Source organism: Nocardioides sp. Z38_18 (assembly GCF_058215695.1).
The window spans coordinates 41,938-60,496 of record NZ_JBZAJE010000003.1; the positions used below are offsets into that span (position 1 = coordinate 41,938).

Here is an 18,559-nt window from a genome sequence, read left to right on the forward strand (position 1 = left end):
GGTGGGTCGTGCGATGTCAGGCGGTGGGCGAGAACGTGTCGCGCATGAAGCCGATGGCCTCGGCAGCGAACCGGTCCTTGGAGCCGAAGGTGTCGCGCCAGACGTGGGCCTTGGTCGACAGACCGGGTACGTCGGCCGCGAAGGCCTCCGCCGCGACCCAGCCGTCGTAGCCGATCTGGTGCAGTGCCTCGGCGGTGCGCGACCACTGGACCTGCCCGGCGCCGAGCCCGCCGCGGTTGTTCTCGCTGGCCTGGACGTGCTTGATCGCCGGCCCGTGGGCGGTGATCGCGGCGACCACGTCGTCCTCCTCTGCGTGGGCGTGGTGCGTGTCGTAGAGGACGCCGAACGACGGATGGTCGACACGCGCGGTCAGTGCCGCCGACTGCTCCAGGGTGTTGATCAGGTAGCCCTCGTGACGGTTGAGGAACTCGACCGCGAGGTCGATCCCCGCCTGGGAGGCGTGCTCGGCGGCGGCCCGCAGGACGTCCGCCGACCAGACCAGCTCCTGCTCGGTGGGGCCGGCTCCGCTGAAGACGGCGTAGGCGGTCTGGAAGGGGCCGCTGAGCACGGAGCTGCCGAGCTGGTGGGCCGCGTCGACGCCCCACTTGATCTCGTCCAGCCCGCGCTGGCGCACGGCGGCGTCCGGGCTGACCGGGTTGGCCTCGGCGGCGAGGTTGAGGATGGTGGTGCACCCCAGGCCCGCGTCGTCGAGCGCTGTGCGGATCTCTGCATTGTCGGCGGTGAGCGCCGAGCCGACCGGGATCTCGGCGCCGTCGTACCCGAGACCGGCCAGGGTCGAGAAGATCGGATAGTGGGTGGGCTGGACGTCGGTGGTCCAGATGTACATGCCGATCCCGAACTTCACAGTGCGCCTTTCGGTTGGGCGATCGCCCCTGGTGGAAGTGGATGCTGACGTGGCCGGCGCCGCACGCCGGTGCTCACGAAGAAGACGAACTCCGCCACGAGGAACCCGAGGGCAAGCACGGGATGGGCGAAAGCGAGTGCGGTCGAGGCCAGCGCGACTGCCGGCAGTACGTAGAGGTGGTGGAGCCGGTAACGGCCGAGGGCCGGGAGAGACCGGTCGGGGTCGAGCAAGTGGGTCTGGTGAGCGACATATCGCGCCAGCAGGCCGACGGCGAGCGAGAGCAGTGCGACGTTGCCGGCGAAGACGACGGTGGACCAGGGCTCGGCGATCCGCTCCGTCCCGACTATGTCGGCGGAGAAGGGCACGAGGGACGCCGCGCCGAGCACTGCGAAGTTGAGGGCCAGGATCATGGTGTTGCACTGGCGCAGCCCGGCGGTGACTGCGTGCTGCACCAGCCAGAAGCGGGCCAGCAGGATGAAGCTGATCAGCCACGAGACGAAGACCCGCCAGTCGTCATGCATGAGTGCGAGGACTGAATCGTTCCGCTCTGGAAGCTTGAGCTCCAGGACCAGCAGGGTGAGCACGATCGCGAACACCCCGTCGGTCAGGGCGCTCATTCGCTCGGGGCTGTACTGCCCGTCGTCGCGCCGCGCTGCGGTGCGGTCCTGCTCGCTGTGGATCTCATGTCCGGGCGTCGTCACGTCGTCCCACGAGCCCCACCGTTGACTGTCATGTTGCGTCGACCCTAGGAGAAGGCCCTGCCTTTTCGTCAGCATTTGGGCAAATCGGTCACCTGTTTCGTGGGGCGGAAGCGGTCTAGCAGAGCCACGCAACTGGGCCGCGGCTTGCCGGGCCGCGAGGTCTTCCCGCCGGGACGGGGTACTGGGCGAGTGTGTGCTTCTCGATGGGCGCCGACCTGACCGCCGGCGTGGCCCTCCTCCCCGTCGGTGCGTTCTGCCTGCGCGAGGTGCGCACGGCCAGGGAACTGCCGTTCGCGTCGCTACCGTTGCTCTTCGCGCTCCACCAGCTCACCGAGGCCCTCGTCTGGCACGGCGCGTCCGACTACGTCTCGGCCGGTGTCCAGCAAGCCGCCGCGCTGATCTACGTCCTCTACGCCTTCCCGGTCCTCCCGCTCCTGGTGCCGCTCGCGGTGCTGCTGCTCGAGCCAAAGGGAAGGCGCCGGCGGGTGGCGCCGTTCGTCGCGCTCGGCGCCGTGGTCGCGGCGTACCTGCTCTGGGGGGTGCTCGACGGCCCGCTCCTGGTCAGGGAAGAGCCGCACGCACTGGTCTACGACGTCGACCTGACGTACGGGACGATGTGGGCGGTGCTGTACATCGTGGCGGTGATCGGGCCGTCGGTGCTGTCGGGCTACCCCTCGATCGTCGCCTTCGGGCTGCTCAACCTCGTCGGGCTCACCGTGGTCGCCATCGTCTACGTCCAGGCTTTCGCGTCGCTGTGGTGCGTCTATGCGGCGCTCACCTCCGCGCTGGTCGCCGTGCACATGGTGCGCCGCCGCCGGTTGCCCGACCTCCACCGCCTCGAGGGGCAGGCGCTGGTGCCCGCCTGAGGGGTGCGGCCGTTCTCGTGCGGTCGAGGGGGCGCGAAGCTCGCATACGCGCGGACACAAGTCTGGGATCGGGCACGGTTTCAGGCTGCGCCGGCGGGACAGTGGCGCACTTGTGTCCGCGCGTATGCGACGGCCCGGAGTTCGTGCACGAAACGGCGCGACCCCGCCCCGAGGCTGCGGGCCGGACAGGTGCCGCGAAAGCCCACCCCGTCGGCACGGGTCACGAGACACTGTGGCCAGCCCACCCGTCGTCCCGGACGCGCCACGAGGTCCGAACAGCCGCCAAGGAGACACCGACACCGATGCCGGTCCCGACACACGAACGCGACCGACAGGACCCGCGCTTCCTGGTCCACCTTTCGCGCCACGTGCATGCTCGCTCGTGGGGACGAGCGGGCTGCCTGGCCGTCGCCCTGTGCGTCCTACTGGTGAGCGCCGGGTGCGGGGCTTCTGATCAGGACTCGTCGAAGCCAGAGACGGCCGGCTCCTCGAAGCCGGCCGAGGACTCCCTGTACGGTGCCCCGGAGGTGGGGGCCTGCCGCAACCTGGCGGTCAAGGACACCGACCAGGTGTCGGTGGAGAAGTTCGTGCCGTGCGACGGCGTCTACACCAGCAAGGTCGCCGCCGTGGTGACCCTGCCCGACGACCTGGTCGACGTGGACCCGAGCGACAGGCGCTTCATCGAGCACACCTACAAGGTGTGTGCGAAGCCGGGCCGCGAAACCGTCGGCGGCACGCAGTACCTGCGGCGCACCAGCTTGTTCCACCTGCTGACCTTCATCCCCACAGCCGAGCAGACGGGGCGCGGTGCGCGGTGGCTCGCCTGCGATGTCGCCGCTGACGACGACGAGGGCCTGATTCCCCTCCCGGAGGAGACCCCGTTCCTGACGAAGCGCAGTGAGGACACCCGGTCCCTGAAGCGGTTCGCCCAGTGCATCCGGCTCATCGACAAGAACTCCGGCACCGTGGTCGCGTGCGACAAGAGGCACTCGACCCGGCCCGGCTTCGTCCTGGAGTTCCCCGACCAGCAGTCCGCGACCGCCCTCACTCCGGTGAAGGCCTGCAAGAGCAGGTCCCCGAAGAACGGGCCCGAGGTCATCCTGGGCGGCATCAACCCGCGCAGGTCGGCGTTCGACGACGACCTCCCGTGGATCATCACCTGTCAGGCCTGGGACTTCGAGGACGGAAAGATGTAGCAGCTGACCGCGAGGCGGGGGTGGTGGCCACCCCCGGGCTCACCCGAGGAAGTGGACGGGCTCCCGGGTAGGCGCGCCGTCCTACAGTGGAGAACAAGGGCGCTCGGGCCCGGGGCAGTTGCACTCGCCGTACGGCGTCCGCGCCATGTTCGCGCGTCACGGCGCGACGGCAGAGGAGATGTCATGCCAGCCGATCAGAGCCCGCAGGATCGCCCGCGACACTCCACCAGCCCGCAGGGCGGGGCCCACCCGGGCGGCGCCGTGGCCGCGCCGGAGCTGGCGATCGACCCGAGGAAGTCGACGATCCGGGCCGTGGTCTGGGTGCTCGGCGTGCTGTTCCTCCAGCTCGCGTTCATCTACAGCTACGTCGGCGCCTTCCACGACCCGACTCCGCACGCGCTCGACGTGCAGGTGGTGGCACCGCCGGGGGCGAGCGCCCAGGGCGAGCAGCTGGTCGACCAGCTCAACCGGCTCCGCAACGACCCACTGGACGCCGAGCTGGCCGACTCGGAGGCAGAGGCGCGTCGCGACGTCCGCAAGGGGAACGACGTCGCGGCCCTGGTGCTGCGCCCCGAACGGACCAGCGACCTGCTGCTGGTCGCCTCCGGCGGCGGCGTCTCTGTTGAGGAGGCAGCCGAGAAGGTGCTCACCAAGGTGGTGGCCGAACAGCGGCGAACCGTGGAGAAGGACGACCTGGTCCCGCTGCAGAGCGGCGACGCCCGCGGTCTCACCGGTTTCTACCTCGTGGTCGGCTGGGCGGTCGGTGCCTACCTGTTCCCGACCGTGCTGGCGCTGGCGCGCGGGGACCGCCCGCGGTCGGTGCGCGCCGCGGCGACCCGACTGGGGGTGCTGGTGCCGTACGCGCTGGCCTCCGGGTTCGGAGGCGCGTTCGTCGTCGGTCCGATGCTGGACGCCCAGACCTGGCACTTCTGGCAGCTCGGCCTCCTCGGGGCCGCGGTGTCGTTCTCGATCGCTGCCGTGGCGATCGGGCTCGAGGCGCTCCTGGGGGTGATCGGGATCGCGGTGACGCTGCTGGTGATCGTGATCATCGGCAACCCGAGTGCGGGCGGGGCGTTCCAGGCCGGGGTGATGCCCACGTTCTGGCGGGTGGTCGGTGACTGGATCCCGACCGGTGCCGGCGTGGACGGGGTGCGCCAGATCGTCTACTTCGACTCCGAGGCGATGACACGCCCGCTGCTGGTGCTGGCGGCGTACGCCGTGGGCGGCATCCTGCTCACGTTGCTCATCGCCGGGCGAGGGCGGCGTCCCGAGCTGTTGATGAGCGCCTGAGCCGGTAGGGCGCTTCAGCACGGAGAGCAGACCTGAGGCGCTAGCCGGCCTCGTGCTCGACCACGCGCAGTGCGCCGCTGGGGCAACGCGCGATCACGTCCCGCAGGGTCTGGGCGGCGACATCGGTGTCGGCCCGTGCGGGGTCGATCCACGGTCGCCTGCTGGGCATGAACACCTCGGGCGTGCCGCGCACGCACTCCGCCGCGTGCCGGCACAACGCTGCGTCGAAGGAGACGTCCACCAGGGGGCCGGTGTAGGTCTTGCGCACCACGGTCAGTCCCTGACCTTGGACGGTGGCGCGTTGAAGAGCAGCTCCCGGTACTCGGGGTGCTTGCGCATCCAACCGAGGATGTAGGGGCAGATCACCAGTGCCTTCAGCTGTCGTTCGCGGATGTCGTCGAGCGCAGCGCGGGCCAGGGCGCTGCCGACTCCTCGACCCTCGAAGGCCGGGTCGACCTCGGTGTGGGTCAGGACGACGAGCGCGCTGGCCTCCTGGAAGTCGACGAACCCGGCGACCGTCGTCTCGTCGACGGCGGCTTCGTAACGCCGCCGGTCCGGATTCCTGATCACGCTGACGCCGAGGGACATGGTCGTGGGCCTCCTGGCCGAAGGGGTGGACGAGGTCGTGTGCCTCGATGGTGCGCATCTCTGCGGTGTCTCAGAGTTGCGCAGCAGACGGCCTGCTCGCGTCCGGGAGTCCTACCTAGTCCGGCGGAGTCGGGATCGAGCCTGAACAGCGCGTGACCGGTCAGGGGAGCGGGATCTCCCTGAGCTGTCGGCGGGAGGTGATGCCCAGCTTGGGGAAGATGTTGCGGAGATGAGCCTCGATCGTGCGCGGGCTGAGGAACAGCTGCGCAGCGACCTCCCGGGAGGTCGCTCCGGTGGCCACCAGTCGCGCGATCTGGACTTCTTGCGCGGTGAGGGCGTCAGCCGGTTGGGCGGTCCGTTTGCGGGGGCGCTCCCCGGTGGCCTTCAGCTCGCGCGCGGCGCGTTCGGCGAACGCGTCCACACCCATGTTCGAGAGCATCTGGTGGGCGGTGCGGAGCTGTTCTCGGGCGTCCTGACGGCGCCCCTCGCGGCGCAACCACTCGCCGTAGACGAGGTGGGCGCGGGCGAGGTGGGCGGCCATCCGACAGTTGCCGAGTCGTTCGATCGCCTCGCGGTAGTGCTCCTCGGCGGCAGGGCCGGCGATGGTGAGGGCACGTGAGCGCGCGGCCAGCCCGAGCGCGAACTGAGTTCCACTCGCGTGGGCCCGGGAGCTGAGCTGCGCCAGCGCTGCGACCGCGCGCTCCTGTTCACCGGAGCGGGACGCCGCTTCGATGAACTCGGGCAACGCACTGCTGCTGTGTGGGAACTCGTCGTACTCCCAAGGCGGTGTCGCGGCGGCGAGTGCCTCGTCGTAGTTTCCCAGGCCGTTGTACAGGTAGGCCAGCGAGACCTGGCTCGAGCCGAGCGTCGTGCCCTCACCCCGCGTGGTCGCGTCAGCTACAACCGGGGCGCTGAGGTCCGAGGCTTCAGGCTGGCGGCCGCGCCAGGCAGCCAGTATGAACCGGGCGTTCGGAAGCGGCGGGGCACCGGTCGCCCGTGAGATCGCCTCGTCCTCCGAGAGGAGCTCACCGGCACGGGAGAGCTCGCCGGTCAGCACCAGATAGACAGCCATGGCATTGAGTGCAGCGGGAAGCGTGGATATCGCGCCTGTCTCGCGGGCGAGCCGGACGGCGCTGTTGGCCAGGGCATGGAACGACTCGTCGTCCCACAGCATCACCGACACATGGCAGGCAAGCCACAGCCAGCGACCGTTGTCGAGGTCTGGCCCCGAATCGTCATGTCGGACGGCTTCGAGCGCCCGCTGCAGGGATGGAACGCTGGCCTCGTAGCCTTGCGTGAACCTCGTGGTCAGTCCGTCCAACAGCAGATCTACCGGCCGGGGCGGGGACGGCGGCGGTGGCGCGTCCCGGGCAGCCTTGGCCACCTCTCGCAACCCGCTGCCTCGCGCGGCGAACCGACCAGCGTGGAAGGAAGCCTCGAACGCCTGCACGTAGGCCTCGCGTGCGCGCGCGGCGTCCAGTGAGCCCAGCGTTCTGGCAGCCTCGAGAAGCTTCTTCGGCTCGTCGCTACCACGCTTGGTGTGGAACGCGATCTGAGCCTGTAGCAGCCCGAGCCGGGCGTGTTGGAGGGTATCCAGTGGCCCAGCCGCGGCGACGGCCAGCAGCTCCAGAGCCACCTCGGGTGCACCGGCGCCATGGTTGGTGTGCGCAGCCTCGAGCGCCCGTCTGGCGCGGTCGGCGGGCTCAGGAGTCAGGTGGGTTGCCTGTCGCAGGAACGCCGCCGCCGCGGCCAACCCCCCGCGAGCCCGGGCACGGCCTGCCGAGCGCTCCAGCTCCGCGGCGGCACCCTCGTCGGTGCCCAGCACGGCCTGCGCACGGTGCCAGGCGCGGCGGTCGGGGTCGACGTCCGGGTCGGTGGCGGCGGCCAGCGCGCGGTGCGCGCGGCGCCTGTCCGGGGGCTTGGCGGCGCGGTAGACCGCCGAGCGGACGAGTGGATGAGCAAACTTCACCCGGGTGTCGATCTCCAGCAACCTGGCTGACTCGGCCGGTGCGGCCGCCGCGGCTCCGATCCCCAGGTGTGCGGCCGCACGCTGTAGCAACGCGACGTCCCCGGTCGGCTCGGTGGCGGCGACCAGCAGCAGCAGCTGCGTCTCCGCCGGGAGGCTCGCCGAACGGCGCTGGAAGCTGTCCTCGATGCGGCGCGGGATGCTCGCCGCGTCCGGCAGCTCGAACCCGCCGGCCAGCTGCGTGCTGCGCGGCAGCTCCAGCAGGGCCAGGGGGTTGCCGCGCGCTTCCGCGACGATCCGTTCGCACACTGCGGCGTCCAGGGTGGTGTGGAACGCAGAGGCCAACAAGGCGCGGGCCTCCTTCTCGCCCAGCGCCTCGAGGCGCAGCGCAGGCAGGCTCGAGAACGGGTGAGAGCCGCCTGTGTCAGAGTCGCGGACCGCGTACACCAACGCCAGCCGTTCGGCTGCCACCCGGCGCGCCACGAACGCCAGGACCTGCGCCGACGCCTCGTCCAGCCACTGCGCATCGTCGATCAGACACAGCAGCGGTGCCTCCTCGGCCACCTCGGCCAGCAGGTGGAGGATCGCCAGCCCCACCAGGAACGGATCCGGTGCGGCGCCGGCTCGTTGGCCGAACGCCACGCCGAGGGCGGCCTGCTGCGGGTCGGGCAATGCGTTGGCGCGGTCCAGCATGGGCGCGCACAGCTGGTGGAGACCCGCGAACGCGAACTGTGCCTCGGCCTCCACCCCGACAGCACGCGCGACCGTGAACCCCGAGCGGGATGCCGTGTCGCAGGCATGCTCGACCAGCGCCGTCTTGCCGATGCCCGCTTCCCCGTGCACGACGAGTACTGCGGCACGACCAGAGTGCGCCCCGGCGAGCACGTGCTCGAGCGTCTCGCGCTCCTCGCGCCGGCCCAGAAGGTTCGTCACGTTTGAGTCCACCGCCGGCCCTCGGTTGGGAGTGGGTGAGTATCACCGACCCGACGTGGGTCCGCAACTCCCATCCCGTCCCTGACGATCAACGATGCGGCGATCACCTACGGGACTTTCACCGACGCGAAGGTGCCGTCATCAGCGCGAGCCTGATGACACCGAAACCTCGACCCCGAAGGATCCCGATGTCCGCCAGCACTGTCATCGACGTCTCCCACCTGAACGTCACGTACGCCGACTTTCCCGCCGTGAAGGACCTCTCGTTCCAGGTCGAGCGCGGCGAGCTCTACGCCCTCCTCGGCACCAACGGGGCCGGCAAGACCTCGACCCTGGAGGTCATCGAAGGACACCGCACGGCCGCGTCCGGCACGGTGCGGATCTTCGGTGAGAGCCCACAGGACCGGGACGCGGTCCGGCCCCGACTGGGCATCATGCTGCAGGAGAGCGGCTTCTCCCCGGATCTGACGGTGCGGGAGTCGGTGGGCCTCATCGGCGCGTTGAGCGGGCGCAGGGACGACGTGGACCGGGTGCTCGATGTCGCCGGCCTCACCCGCAAGAAGGACACCAGGGTCTCCCAGCTCTCCGGTGGCGAGAAGCGTCGCCTCGACTTCGCCACGGCCGTGTACGGCGGGCCAGAGCTGGTCATCCTGGACGAGCCCACGACCGGGCTGGACATCCAGTCCCGGGACGCGCTCTGGGCCGCCGTGGACAGGTTGCGCGAAGAAGGATCCACGATCGTGCTGACCACCCACTACCTGGAGGAGGCGCAGCAGCGCGCCGACAGGATCGGGCTGATGCACGAGGGCACGCTGCGTCAGGAGGGCACGGTGCACGAGCTGACGCAGGCGATGCCGGCGGTGATCAGCTTCGCGCTGCCGCCCGGCGCGCCCGAGCCGCCGATCGTGGGCGCACTCAACGGCGCCTTCCACGTCGAGACCTTCAACCTGCAGGCAGACCTCTACCGGCTCCTGGGCTGGGCGCACGACACGGACGTGGAGCTGCAGGACCTTACGGCCGGCCCGACCCGTCTCGATGACGTCTTCCGCTCCATCGACGCCGCCTGAGTCCGACACCGAACACCACGTCGCTCCATCCTGAAAGGAACCACCCCATGCTCGAGATCGCTCGCAGTGAGCTCATCCAGATCTTCCGGAACCGGCTGGTCATGGTCAGCGGACTGGTCATCCCGGTCGCGGTCGGCGCCTACCTCATCTACCAGCACGAGACCTTCGCCGATCTCGCCAGCCTCGGCTACGTCGCTGCCATCGTGATGTTCACCGTGCTGGCCTTCGGGCTCTACACCACCGCGGTGACCACGCTGGCCGCACGCCGGCAGAACCTCTTCCTCAAGCGGTTGCGCTCCACCGCCGCGAGCGACCAGAGCATCCTCGTCGGGCTGGTCCTGCCGATCACGGTCATCGCCCTCGTCCAGGTGGTCGCGATCCTGGTCGTGCTGGGTGTGGTCACCACCAGCCCGGCCGAGATCCCGCTGCTGGCGGTGGCGATCGTGGCGACGATGGCCATGATGCTGGCACTGGCTCTCGCCACTGCGGGCCTCACGAACTCCCCCGAGCACGCCCAGGTGACCACCCTGCCGGTGAGCCTGGCGGTGATCGCCGCGGCCAGCTGGGTAGGAATCTCCGGCACCGAGGAGCTCGCCTACCTCAAGCGCCTCCTCCCCGGCGGCTCGGCCACCGAGCTGGTGATCAACGCCTGGAACGGCGGGGTCCCCCTCGCCGACTCCCTTCCCTTGCTGGCCCCCACCGTGGCCTGGGTCTTCGTCGCTGTCGCACTGGCCAAGCGGCTCTTCCGCTGGGAGCCCCGACGATGAACCTCGACGTTGTCATCGACGGCCGGTACGAAGTCGGTGACGTCATCGGGTGGGGCGCCACGGCCGACGTCCACCGCGGTCACGACGTCGTCACGGGCCGTGCGGTTGCCATCAAGGTGCTGCGCGCCGACCTCGCGCGCGACCCCGTGTCCCGGTCCCGCTTCCGGCGCGAAGGGCTGACGATGGCCGGGCTCAGCCATCCTGCCATCGTCGCCGTCTACGACACCGGGCACGAGGAGCTCGCCACAGGCTCCGCAGGCATGGTCCGGGTCCCGGTCATCGTCATGGAGTACGTCCCGGGGCACTCCCTGCGGGACCTCGTCAGGACGCGCCTGCCAACGGTCAACGAGACCATCCAGTACCAGCTGGGGATACTCTCGGCGCTCGAGTTCAGCCATCGGGCCGGCGTCGTCCATCGCGACATCAAGCCCGCCAACGTCATGGTCACGCCCGAGGGTGCCGTCAAGGTCGTGGACTTCGGCCTGTCGCATGCCAGTGGGCATCCGGCTGCCACCTTGAGCCAGGCCTCCGGGCTCTTCGGGACCCCGTCGTACGTCTCCCCGGAGCAGGCCCGCGGAGAGACCGTGGACGCCCGCACGGACCTCTACTCCGCAGGCTGCGTGCTCTACGAGCTCCTGACCGGAAAGCCACCGTTCATCGGAGACGATCCCGTCTGCGTGGTGTACCAGCACATCCACGAGCAGCCCGTGCTGGTCCGAACCGATCTTCCGGGAGTCAATGCCGTGCTCGCGAAGGCTCTCGCCAAGGAGCGGGACGACCGGTTCCAGGACGCGACCTCGTTCATCCAGGCCCTCCTGTTCGCAGTGAAGGACACACAGCCTGCCCCCGACGGGGCACTTGCAAGCACCCTCGGCAACGACGCGCGCGTTGCACTCGCCGTGGGCAACCACGCCGGCCTGGCCCAGGTCGCCTGCTGACCGCACACCGGACACACAACGAGAGAAGGAACCACACCATGGGATTCATCAACGTCGGCAACGAGAACAGCGCCCCCGTCGAGCTCTACTACGAGGACCAGGGCGCGGGGCAGCCCGTCGTCCTCATCCACGGGTATCCGCTTGATGGGCACAGCTGGGAGCGCCAGACGCGCGAGCTGCTCGCCGCCGGATACCGCGTGATCACCTACGACCGCCGCGGCTTCGGCCAGTCTTCGAAGGTCGGCACCGGCTACGACTACGACACGTTCGCCGCCGACCTGTCCGCCGTGCTGGAGGCGCTCGACCTCCGCGACGTCGTCCTGGTCGGCTTCTCGATGGGCACCGGTGAGCTCGCCCGCTACGTCTCGGCGTACGGCACGGAGCGCGTCGCCAAGCTCGCGTTCCTCGCCTCACTCGAGCCGTTCCTCGTGCAGCGCGACGACAACCCCGACGGCGTGCCGCAGCAGGTCTTCGACGACATCGTGGCCGCGGCCAAGGGGGATCGCTACAGCTGGTTCACCCAGTTCTACCGGGACTTCTACAACCTCGACGACACCCTCGGGTCGCGGATCAGCGAGGAGGTCGTCAGGGCGAACTGGAACACCGCCACCCTCAGCGCCCCTGTCGCCGCCTACGCGGTCGTCCCGAGCTGGATCGAGGACTTCCGCGACGACGTCGAGGCCGTCCGCGCAGCCGGCCTGCCGACGCTGATCCTCCACGGCACCGCGGACAACATCCTGCCGATCGACGCCACCGCCCGGCGCTTCCGGGACCTCGTCCCGGACGCCGACTACGTCGAGGTCGAGGGGGCCCCTCACGGTCTGCTCTGGACCCACGCCGACGAGGTCAACCTCGCCCTGCGCACCTTCCTCGGCTGAGCAGTCCCAGGGACAGGAGGCACACGTGACCGCCTCGGACCACGACCCCGAGTCCGCCCGGCGGCGATGGCGCCTGATCGTCCCGGCCGCCGGGCTGGTGGTCGTGTCGTTGCTCGCCCTGGCTGCTGTCGTCTTGCAGTTCGGCCCGCCCTGGTCGATGGAGGAGGGAGATCGCAACCACGTCTACGAGAGCGACGCCGGCTCCCAGCGCTACCAGGTCCACCTTCCCCCGCAGCACGACGGGAGGACACGGCTCCCGGTGGTGATGGCCATCCACGGTTGCGCGATGACCGGTTACGGGTGGAACTCGATGAAGGCCACCACGCAGCTCAACGACCTGGCCGACCGTGAGGGCTTCATCGTCGTTTACCCGACGCAGCGGATGTTCCGCAGTGCAGTCAACTGCTGGAACTCCGATGACCCGCGAGAACAACACCGTCACGCCGGAGAGCCTGCGCTGCTGGCGGGCGTGGCCCGGCAGGTGATCGAGGAGTACGACGCGGACCCGGATCGGGTGCACGTCGCCGGTGCGTCGTCCGGCGCAGGGACCGCGGTCATCCTCGCGGTGACCCATCCCGACGTGTTCGCGACGGTGACGTCGGTGGCGGGAGGGGAGTACGGGCTGAACCAGGTGGACCCCGACGATCCCGGCTCCACGCCGCCGGCGTACACCGCGCGCCAGGCGTGGTCCCAGATGGGCGACCGGGCACGCGGGGTGCCGATGCTCGTGATCCAGGGCGAGGAGGACGACGTCGTGCCGCCGCTCGTCGCCACCCGTCTCGTCGAGCACTGGACGGCCGTGCACGATCTCGCCGACGACGGCCTGCTCAACACCAGCCTGGACCTGGTCGAGGAGACGACCCGCGTGGATCCGGGGCCCGGGAGGCGCACGTACAGGCACACCGCGGTCTCGACGCCCGACGGCAGGTCCGTCGTCGAGCTGTACCTCGTCGACGGCATGGGGCACGCCTGGCCGGGCGCCGCGGGCGAGGGTCTCTTCACCGATCGCTCGGGCCCGGACGCCAGCGTCCTCCTCTGGGAGTTCGCCCGGCGCCACCCGCAAGGCTCAGCACCACGATGAGTGCCATCACGACCATGGAGAAGAAGGCGATCAGATGACTCAGCAGATCAAGGACGACACCGGTGCAGCTGTGACGATCAGGCTCGAGGACGTTCGCCCCGTCGGCACCTACACGGTGAACCTCGCCGACGGATCCGTCGTCGGTCGGGCGGACTTCGTGCGTCCTCCCGCGGTGGACGGTGAGCGGATCTTCTTCCACACCGAGGTGGACCGGAAGTTCGGCGGGCGGGGCCTGGCGCGACTGCTCGTCCGCGGAGTGCTCGAAGACAGCATTCGGACGAACATCACCGTCGTCCCCGTGTGCCCGCTGTTCGCGGCCCACCTGAAAGAACATGGCGATGAGTTCGTCGCGATGGGCGGCAAGTTCCGTCGGCCGAGACCTGCCGACCTCCAGCTCGTCACCGACGCCGTTCGGGCAGCGGAGGGCCATGCGATCACCGATTCCTGACTACCTGATCGAGGCGCTCGAGGACGTCGCGCCGGACACGTCCGGTGTGCGGGCGGGATACATCCCGGAGCTCGCGGCGGCCGATCCCGACCGCCTCGCCGCGGTCTTCGCCACCGTCGACGGTGTCGTCTACGGCGCGGGAGACAGCGATGTCGAGTTCACCATCCAGTCGATCTCCAAGCCGTTCACCTACGCGCTCGCCCTCGCCGACAGAGGCTTCGACGCGGTGCTGGCCAAGGTGGGTGTCGAACCGTCCGGGGAGGCGTTCAACGAGATCTCCCTCGAGGACGGCACCGGGCGTCCGCGCAATCCGATGATCAACGCGGGTGCCATCACCACGCACTCCCTGACAGGGGTTCCGGAGCTGGAGCCGGGGGAGCGGCTGGAGCGGGTGGTCAGCGGGCTCTCGGCGTTCGCCGGACGCCGGCTGGAGGTCGACGAGGCGGTGTGCGCCTCGGAGCTGGAGAACGCACACCGCAACCTCGCCATCGGGCACATGCTGCGCAGCCACGGCGTACTCACCGAGGACCCGGCCACGGTCGTCGAGGGCTACACCCGGCAGTGCTCCCTGCTCGTCACGGCACGCGACCTCGCACTGATGGCAGCGACCTTGGCCAACCGCGGGGTCAACCCGCGCTCGGGCGAGCGCGTGGTGCCGGAGCCGGTGGTGCGCCAGGTGCTGAGCGTGATGTCCACCTGCGGCATGTACGACGCTGCCGGCGACTGGGCCACCCAGGTGGGCATCCCGGCGAAGAGCGGTGTCGCCGGGGGACTGATCGGGGCCCTTCCCGGCCAGATCGGGATCGCGACGTTCTCGCCTCTCCTCGACCCCCACGGGACCAGCGTCCGGGGCGTGTCCCTGTTCGAGCGGTTCTCCGCCGACATGGGGCTGCACGTGATGGAGGTGCCGCCGATGGCGCGCGCGGTCGTGCGCTCCAGCCGCGTCGTCGGCGTCGGGCCGGACGCGATCCACGTCTTCGCGCTGCAGGGCGGGATCCGCTTCGCCGGAGCCGAGAGGGTGGTGCGGGAGATCGTGAACACCGCGCTCGCGGAAGCAAAGGTCGTCCTGGACCTCACGATGGTCCACTCGATCGACGACGTGGCCCGCAGGATGCTGCTGGAGGTGGTGCGGCGGCTCACGCTGGACGGTCACTGTGTCTACCTGATTGACCCGGAGCCGATCCTCCCCGACCCCGATCCGGGAGACGGCGGCCGGCTCACCGTCGTGGAGGCCCTCGGCGAGCTGGCCGTGCGGGAGCAGGGCTGACGGGCTCTCTTCAGCGTTCTCGACTTGTCGCGCTGACCTCGGCGACGTCCGCGTCTCCCAGGATCCGCAGGGCCTGCTTCCAGGCCTGGATCACCTCGGAGGTCCCGGCACGCGGGGCCAGGATGCCGGAGAGGTGGGAGCCGGTGAGCAGGTCGATGGTGAACTGCACGAGCATCGTCGTCTGCGGGCGTTCGGCGCCGACGAGGCGGGTGACGTTGCGGTGGACGGTCCCGAAGATCCGTTCCTGGAGCGGGAGCAGGGCCTCACGCAGATCCGCGTCGGTCCGGGCCGCGACCCAGAGCTCGAGTGCGGCCGTGAACGCAGGCTCCTGGAGCTCGTCCCAGACCAGGTCGACCAGCTCGTCCCAGCTCGCCGCAGGGACGTCGTCCACCGGCGTGGTGAGCACCGCGAATCGGCGCTCGATGATGTCCTCGACGACACCGGCCATCAACGAGCCGCGAGTGGGGAAGTGGTGGAGCAGGGTGCCGCGCGCGACGCCGGCTCGCTGCTGGACCGCGCCGACGGTGGTGGCGCCGTACCCGCCCTCCAGCAGGCACTCGTAGGCAGCCTCGAGCAGCAGTGCACGGGTCGCGGCAGACCGCTCCTGCTGGGTACGTCGGGGGGCCGCCATGCGCCGACCCTATCCCCGGTCGAGGCCGACCCCGGGTTGCGCGAACTGGGAGCGGCCGAGCATGATGTGCGAAACAGTCTGATCGGACGGAAAGTTGACGAACATGCCTGGTCCTCGACGCGGCAAGACCGTGATCGCCTCCGCCCGCACCCTGCTGCCCGTGCTCACGCAGACCGCCCGGATCGCTGCTGGGGACCTCACCCAGAGGGTGCGGACCGCTGTCGGCGTCGGCGCTGCGGGCGACCCGACCGGAGCCGAGCAGGTGTCCGTCCCGACGCCCGCCGGCGCTGCGGAGTACGCCCGACAGGTGCACGCGCAACGACTCGTCGCAGCGACCCCGGAGACGGTCGTGGACCTGGTGACCGACCTGGACCGGGCCCACGAGTGGCTCACGCTGCACCTGTCCTGGCGCGGGGAGCGTGCCTCCCGGATGGCGTCGGGTGAGGAGTTCGTCCAGCAGATCAAGCTGATGGACATCCCGGCGCAGGTGCGCTGGCGGGTGCAGGAGGCCGGTGAGAGCGGCTTCGACCTGCGCGGCACCGGACCGATGGGGATCACCGTCGGCCTCTGGTGCACGGTGCTCGCGACCCCCACCGGGACGGCCGTGCGCCTCGACGGAGCGCTGGACGGACCGCCCGTGCGCGGACCGGTCGGCCTGACCGCCGTACGCAGCGTGGAGACCGCGCTCACCGAGTCGCTCGAGGTCCTCTCCGGTCTAGTGGACGGCGGGGGAGGCCGGGCGCGGATCGCCGACGAGCCGGTCCTCCACGAACGCACCGGGCAGCTGCTGGAGCCCTCGACCCCGGTTGTGATCGGCGTCGGGCAGGTCGTCCGGCGTACCCCTGACCTGACGAACCCGGTGGAGCCGGTCGCGATGGCCGTCGAGGCCCTTCGCGCCGCCGCAGCGGACTCCGGAGCGCAGGCCGACGTCCTGGCCCGGGCCGACCTCGTCTACGCCGTGCCCAGTGCCTCGTGGACCTACCCCGACCAGGCGGGCCTGGTCGCCGGGCTGGTCGGTGCCGAGGAGGCGGGCACGGTGCAGACCTCGCCGTACGGCGGGGACGGCGGCCAGCTCTCCCTGAACGACGCCGCCCAGCAGGTCGCCGACGGGAAGGCGCACGTCGTCCTGGTCAGCGGCGCCGAAGCGGGCGCGACCGTGGCGGCCCTCCAGCGCGACGGCCGCGAGCCCGACTGGACCCGCCAGCCGGACGACGCCGCTCCTGACCGCGTCATCGGCGTGGACCGGCCCGCGAACAACGAGCGGGAGACCAGCGTCGGGCTCGGTGCCCCCATCTACGTCTACGCCCTGATCGAGTCGGCGCTGCGTGGCGCTGCGGGCACCTCGACCGAGGAGCACCGGGCCCGGATCGCCGACCTCTGGGCCCGCAACAGCGCTGTCGCGGCCGGCAACCCGTTCGCGTGGGACCCCACCGAGCGGAGCGCCGAGGAGATCGCCACGGCGACCCCCGACAACCGTGCCGTCTCGGACCCGTACACCAAGCTGATGTGCGCCAACCTGCAGGTCGACCTCGCTGCCGGCGCCATCGTCACCAGCGTCGCCGCCGCGCACGCGCTCGGGGTGCCGCAGGACCGCTGGGTCTTCCTGCACGCCGGCGCCTCGGCCACCGACGAGTGGTTCGTCTCCGAGCGAGCAGACCTCGCGAGCTCGCCCGCGATCGCCGCCGCAGGTGCCGCGGCGCTCGGGCACGCCGGGATCGGGGTCGACGACCTCGGCCCGGTCGACCTGTACTCCTGCTTCCCGGCAGCGGTGCAGCTCGGGGCGCAGGCCCTCGGCCTGCCCTGGCAGGACCCCGACCGTCCGCTCAGCGTCACCGGTGGGCTCACCTCCGCCGGTGGACCGGGCAACAACTACGGCCTGCACGCCGTCTCCACGATGGTGCCGATGCTGCGGGAGAGCCCGGAGCAGTACGGCCTGTCCAGCTCACTGGGCTGGTACGCGACCAAGCACGCCATCGGCATCTACTCGGCCAAGCCGCCCACGGCCCGGTTCGAGCACCTCAAGCCGGCCTTCGAGCGACCCGCCTCCCGTCCGGTCCGCACCGAGCTCGACGACGCCGCCGTCGTCGAGGCGGTGACCGTGCCGCACGACCGCAGCGGCCACGCCGAGGCGGCGATCGTCTCCGCGATCACGCCCGGTGGTGAGCGGGTGCTGCTGCGCCGCGAGGGCCGCGAGGACGTGGCGCTGCTCATCGGTACCGACCCGCTGCGGCGCAGCATCCGCATCGAGGACGACCGGGTGGTGCTCGGTGACGAGCGCCAGCCGCTGCCGGAGCCGCCGGCGGCTCCGCTGCGCACCCACCGCGACAGCGACGAGGTCTTCGTGATCACGCTGGACCGCCCGAAGGCGCGCAACGCCATCGACCGGCTCACCGCGCAGCTGCTCGAGCGCGCAGTCGACGACGCCGAGGCCGACGGAGGCGTCCGGGTCATCGTGCTCACCGGAGCCGGCGACACGTTCTGCGCGGGGATGGACCTCGCTGCGGCCAACCGGGGCGAGATGCCGGTGACCGATCGCCGTGGGCCGCTCGGGCTCACCGCCGAACCGCCCACCAAGCCCACCATCGCCGCCGTCGAGGGACCGGCGCTCGCGGGAGGCTTCGAGCTCGCCCTGTGCGCCGACCTCATCGTGGCCGGTGAGGACGCGACCTTCGGCCTCCCGGAGGTCAAGCGCGGCCTGCTCGCCGCCGCCGGCGGCCTGTGGCGTACGGCGACCCGGCTGCCCCGCGCAGTCGCCCTGGAGCTCGCGCTCGTCGGGGACCCGCTGCCTGCCCAGCGCCTGGCCGCGCTCGGGCTGGTCAACTCGGTGGTCCCCAACGGAGAGGCGCTGCCCACCGCGCTGGACCTGGCCCGCCGGATCGCCGCCAACGCGCCGCTGTCGGTCAGCGTCGGCAAGCACGTCGTCGACACCGCACCCACCTGGACCGCCGACGAGGGATTCGCCCGCCAGAGCGAGCTGGCCAGCCCCGTGCTGCTCTCCGACGACGCCCGCGAGGGCGTGGCCGCGTTCGCCGAGAAGCGCGAGCCACGCTGGACCGGTCGCTGACCCAACCAGACCT

17 protein-coding genes are annotated in these 18,559 nt (G+C 70.7%); 11 read left to right on the forward strand and 6 right to left on the reverse strand.

From position 1 onward, the window contains the following. Positions 1 to 16: 16 nt before the first annotated feature. Both AC4BGC_RS19535 and AC4BGC_RS19540 read right to left on the reverse strand, forming a co-directional pair. Positions 17 to 865, reverse strand: a complete 849-nt coding sequence (locus AC4BGC_RS19535; protein ID WP_490548507.1) for a sugar phosphate isomerase/epimerase family protein — start codon at positions 863 to 865, stop codon at positions 17 to 19. Then, positions 862 to 1,566, reverse strand: a complete 705-nt coding sequence (locus tag AC4BGC_RS19540; RefSeq protein ID WP_490548508.1) for a TMEM175 family protein — start codon at positions 1,564 to 1,566, stop codon at positions 862 to 864. Before AC4BGC_RS19540 ends, AC4BGC_RS19535 begins: the two co-directional genes overlap by 4 nt. Positions 1,567 to 1,769: 203 nt before the next feature. Here AC4BGC_RS19540 and AC4BGC_RS19545 point away from each other — a divergent pair, with 203 nt between their 5' ends. The 3 genes from AC4BGC_RS19545 to AC4BGC_RS19555 all read left to right on the forward strand — a co-directional run bounded on the left by AC4BGC_RS19545 (position 1,770) and on the right by AC4BGC_RS19555 (position 4,918). Then, on the forward strand, positions 1,770 to 2,432 hold the full coding sequence (locus AC4BGC_RS19545; protein ID WP_490557271.1) for a DUF6629 family protein: 663 nt from the start codon (positions 1,770 to 1,772) through the stop codon (positions 2,430 to 2,432). A 302-nt stretch (positions 2,433 to 2,734) separates the two neighbouring features. Beyond that, positions 2,735 to 3,628, forward strand: coding sequence for a septum formation family protein (locus AC4BGC_RS19550; protein ID WP_490557272.1), 894 nt, complete (start codon positions 2,735 to 2,737; stop codon positions 3,626 to 3,628). A 183-nt stretch (positions 3,629 to 3,811) separates the two neighbouring features. Beyond that, positions 3,812 to 4,918 (forward strand): DUF3533 domain-containing protein, encoded by a 1,107-nt coding sequence (locus AC4BGC_RS19555; RefSeq protein ID WP_490557274.1) that lies wholly within the window; start codon positions 3,812 to 3,814, stop codon positions 4,916 to 4,918. A gap of 40 nt (positions 4,919 to 4,958) precedes the next feature. On the opposite strand, the gene AC4BGC_RS19560 is transcribed toward AC4BGC_RS19555, so the two are convergent. The 3 genes from AC4BGC_RS19560 to AC4BGC_RS19570 all read right to left on the reverse strand — a co-directional run bounded on the left by AC4BGC_RS19560 (position 4,959) and on the right by AC4BGC_RS19570 (position 8,405). Then, the gene (locus tag AC4BGC_RS19560) at positions 4,959 to 5,189 is read right to left on the reverse strand and encodes a (4Fe-4S)-binding protein (RefSeq protein WP_490557276.1); all 231 of its coding nucleotides are present in this window, start codon (positions 5,187 to 5,189) and stop codon (positions 4,959 to 4,961) included. A gap of 2 nt (positions 5,190 to 5,191) precedes the next feature. Then, the gene (locus AC4BGC_RS19565) at positions 5,192 to 5,506 is read right to left on the reverse strand and encodes a GNAT family N-acetyltransferase (RefSeq protein WP_490557277.1); all 315 of its coding nucleotides are present in this window, start codon (positions 5,504 to 5,506) and stop codon (positions 5,192 to 5,194) included. A 160-nt stretch (positions 5,507 to 5,666) separates the two neighbouring features. Then, a complete protein-coding gene (locus tag AC4BGC_RS19570; RefSeq protein ID WP_490557278.1) occupies positions 5,667 to 8,405 on the reverse strand; it encodes an ATP-binding protein in 2,739 nt (912 codons plus the stop codon). Between the two features lie 188 nt (positions 8,406 to 8,593). Between AC4BGC_RS19570 and AC4BGC_RS19575 the strand changes: the two genes are divergently transcribed. The 7 genes from AC4BGC_RS19575 to AC4BGC_RS19605 are packed head-to-tail and all read left to right on the forward strand — an operon-like array spanning position 8,594 to position 14,851. Then, positions 8,594 to 9,472 (forward strand): ABC transporter ATP-binding protein, encoded by an 879-nt coding sequence (locus AC4BGC_RS19575; protein WP_490557279.1) that lies wholly within the window; start codon positions 8,594 to 8,596, stop codon positions 9,470 to 9,472. Between the two features lie 47 nt (positions 9,473 to 9,519). Next, the gene (locus AC4BGC_RS19580) at positions 9,520 to 10,239 is read left to right on the forward strand and encodes an ABC transporter permease (RefSeq protein WP_490557280.1); all 720 of its coding nucleotides are present in this window, start codon (positions 9,520 to 9,522) and stop codon (positions 10,237 to 10,239) included. Next, positions 10,236 to 11,177, forward strand: a complete 942-nt coding sequence (locus AC4BGC_RS19585; RefSeq protein ID WP_490557282.1) for a protein kinase domain-containing protein — start codon at positions 10,236 to 10,238, stop codon at positions 11,175 to 11,177. Before AC4BGC_RS19580 ends, AC4BGC_RS19585 begins: the two co-directional genes overlap by 4 nt. A 38-nt stretch (positions 11,178 to 11,215) precedes the next feature. After that, positions 11,216 to 12,055, forward strand: coding sequence for an alpha/beta fold hydrolase (locus AC4BGC_RS19590; protein ID WP_490548517.1), 840 nt, complete (start codon positions 11,216 to 11,218; stop codon positions 12,053 to 12,055). 25 nt (positions 12,056 to 12,080) lie between these two features. Beyond that, positions 12,081 to 13,136 carry an extracellular catalytic domain type 1 short-chain-length polyhydroxyalkanoate depolymerase gene (locus AC4BGC_RS19595; protein ID WP_490557283.1) on the forward strand — a complete coding sequence of 352 codons (1,056 nt, stop codon included), beginning with the start codon at positions 12,081 to 12,083 and terminating at the stop codon, positions 13,134 to 13,136. A 34-nt stretch (positions 13,137 to 13,170) separates the two neighbouring features. Continuing rightward, the gene (locus AC4BGC_RS19600) at positions 13,171 to 13,584 is read left to right on the forward strand and encodes a GNAT family N-acetyltransferase (protein WP_490548519.1); all 414 of its coding nucleotides are present in this window, start codon (positions 13,171 to 13,173) and stop codon (positions 13,582 to 13,584) included. After that, positions 13,565 to 14,851, forward strand: coding sequence for a glutaminase (locus AC4BGC_RS19605; RefSeq protein WP_490557284.1), 1,287 nt, complete (start codon positions 13,565 to 13,567; stop codon positions 14,849 to 14,851). The genes AC4BGC_RS19600 and AC4BGC_RS19605 overlap by 20 nt, the downstream gene beginning before the upstream one ends. 10 nt (positions 14,852 to 14,861) lie before the next feature. Here the strand turns inward: AC4BGC_RS19605 and AC4BGC_RS19610 are convergent, their stop codons facing one another. Then, entirely contained in the window at positions 14,862 to 15,482 is a 621-nt protein-coding gene (locus AC4BGC_RS19610) for a TetR/AcrR family transcriptional regulator (RefSeq protein ID WP_490557285.1), read from the reverse strand. A gap of 103 nt (positions 15,483 to 15,585) precedes the next feature. Here AC4BGC_RS19610 and AC4BGC_RS19615 point away from each other — a divergent pair, with 103 nt between their 5' ends. Next, positions 15,586 to 18,546 (forward strand): crotonase/enoyl-CoA hydratase family protein, encoded by a 2,961-nt coding sequence (locus AC4BGC_RS19615; RefSeq protein WP_490557286.1) that lies wholly within the window; start codon positions 15,586 to 15,588, stop codon positions 18,544 to 18,546. Positions 18,547 to 18,559 lie beyond the last annotated feature (13 nt).

Excerpts from the sequence above, each read along its gene's own strand:
- AC4BGC_RS19615 (WP_490557286.1), top strand. The coding sequence starts at position 15,586 with ATGCCTGGTCCTCGACGCGGCAAGACCGTGATCGCCTCCGCCCGCACC.
- AC4BGC_RS19550 (WP_490557272.1), top strand. The coding sequence starts at position 2,735 with ATGCCGGTCCCGACACACGAACGCGACCGACAGGACCCGCGCTTCCTG.
- AC4BGC_RS19575 (WP_490557279.1), top strand. The coding sequence starts at position 8,594 with ATGTCCGCCAGCACTGTCATCGACGTCTCCCACCTGAACGTCACGTAC.
- AC4BGC_RS19600 (WP_490548519.1), top strand. The coding sequence starts at position 13,171 with ATGACTCAGCAGATCAAGGACGACACCGGTGCAGCTGTGACGATCAGG.
- AC4BGC_RS19580 (WP_490557280.1), top strand. The coding sequence starts at position 9,520 with ATGCTCGAGATCGCTCGCAGTGAGCTCATCCAGATCTTCCGGAACCGG.
- AC4BGC_RS19565 (WP_490557277.1), bottom strand. The coding sequence starts at position 5,506 with ATGTCCCTCGGCGTCAGCGTGATCAGGAATCCGGACCGGCGGCGTTAC.
- AC4BGC_RS19555 (WP_490557274.1), top strand. The coding sequence starts at position 3,812 with ATGCCAGCCGATCAGAGCCCGCAGGATCGCCCGCGACACTCCACCAGC.
- AC4BGC_RS19605 (WP_490557284.1), top strand. The coding sequence starts at position 13,565 with ATGCGATCACCGATTCCTGACTACCTGATCGAGGCGCTCGAGGACGTC.
- AC4BGC_RS19590 (WP_490548517.1), top strand. The coding sequence starts at position 11,216 with ATGGGATTCATCAACGTCGGCAACGAGAACAGCGCCCCCGTCGAGCTC.
- AC4BGC_RS19585 (WP_490557282.1), top strand. The coding sequence starts at position 10,236 with ATGAACCTCGACGTTGTCATCGACGGCCGGTACGAAGTCGGTGACGTC.
- AC4BGC_RS19610 (WP_490557285.1), bottom strand. The coding sequence starts at position 15,482 with ATGGCGGCCCCCCGACGTACCCAGCAGGAGCGGTCTGCCGCGACCCGT.
- AC4BGC_RS19545 (WP_490557271.1), top strand. The coding sequence starts at position 1,770 with ATGGGCGCCGACCTGACCGCCGGCGTGGCCCTCCTCCCCGTCGGTGCG.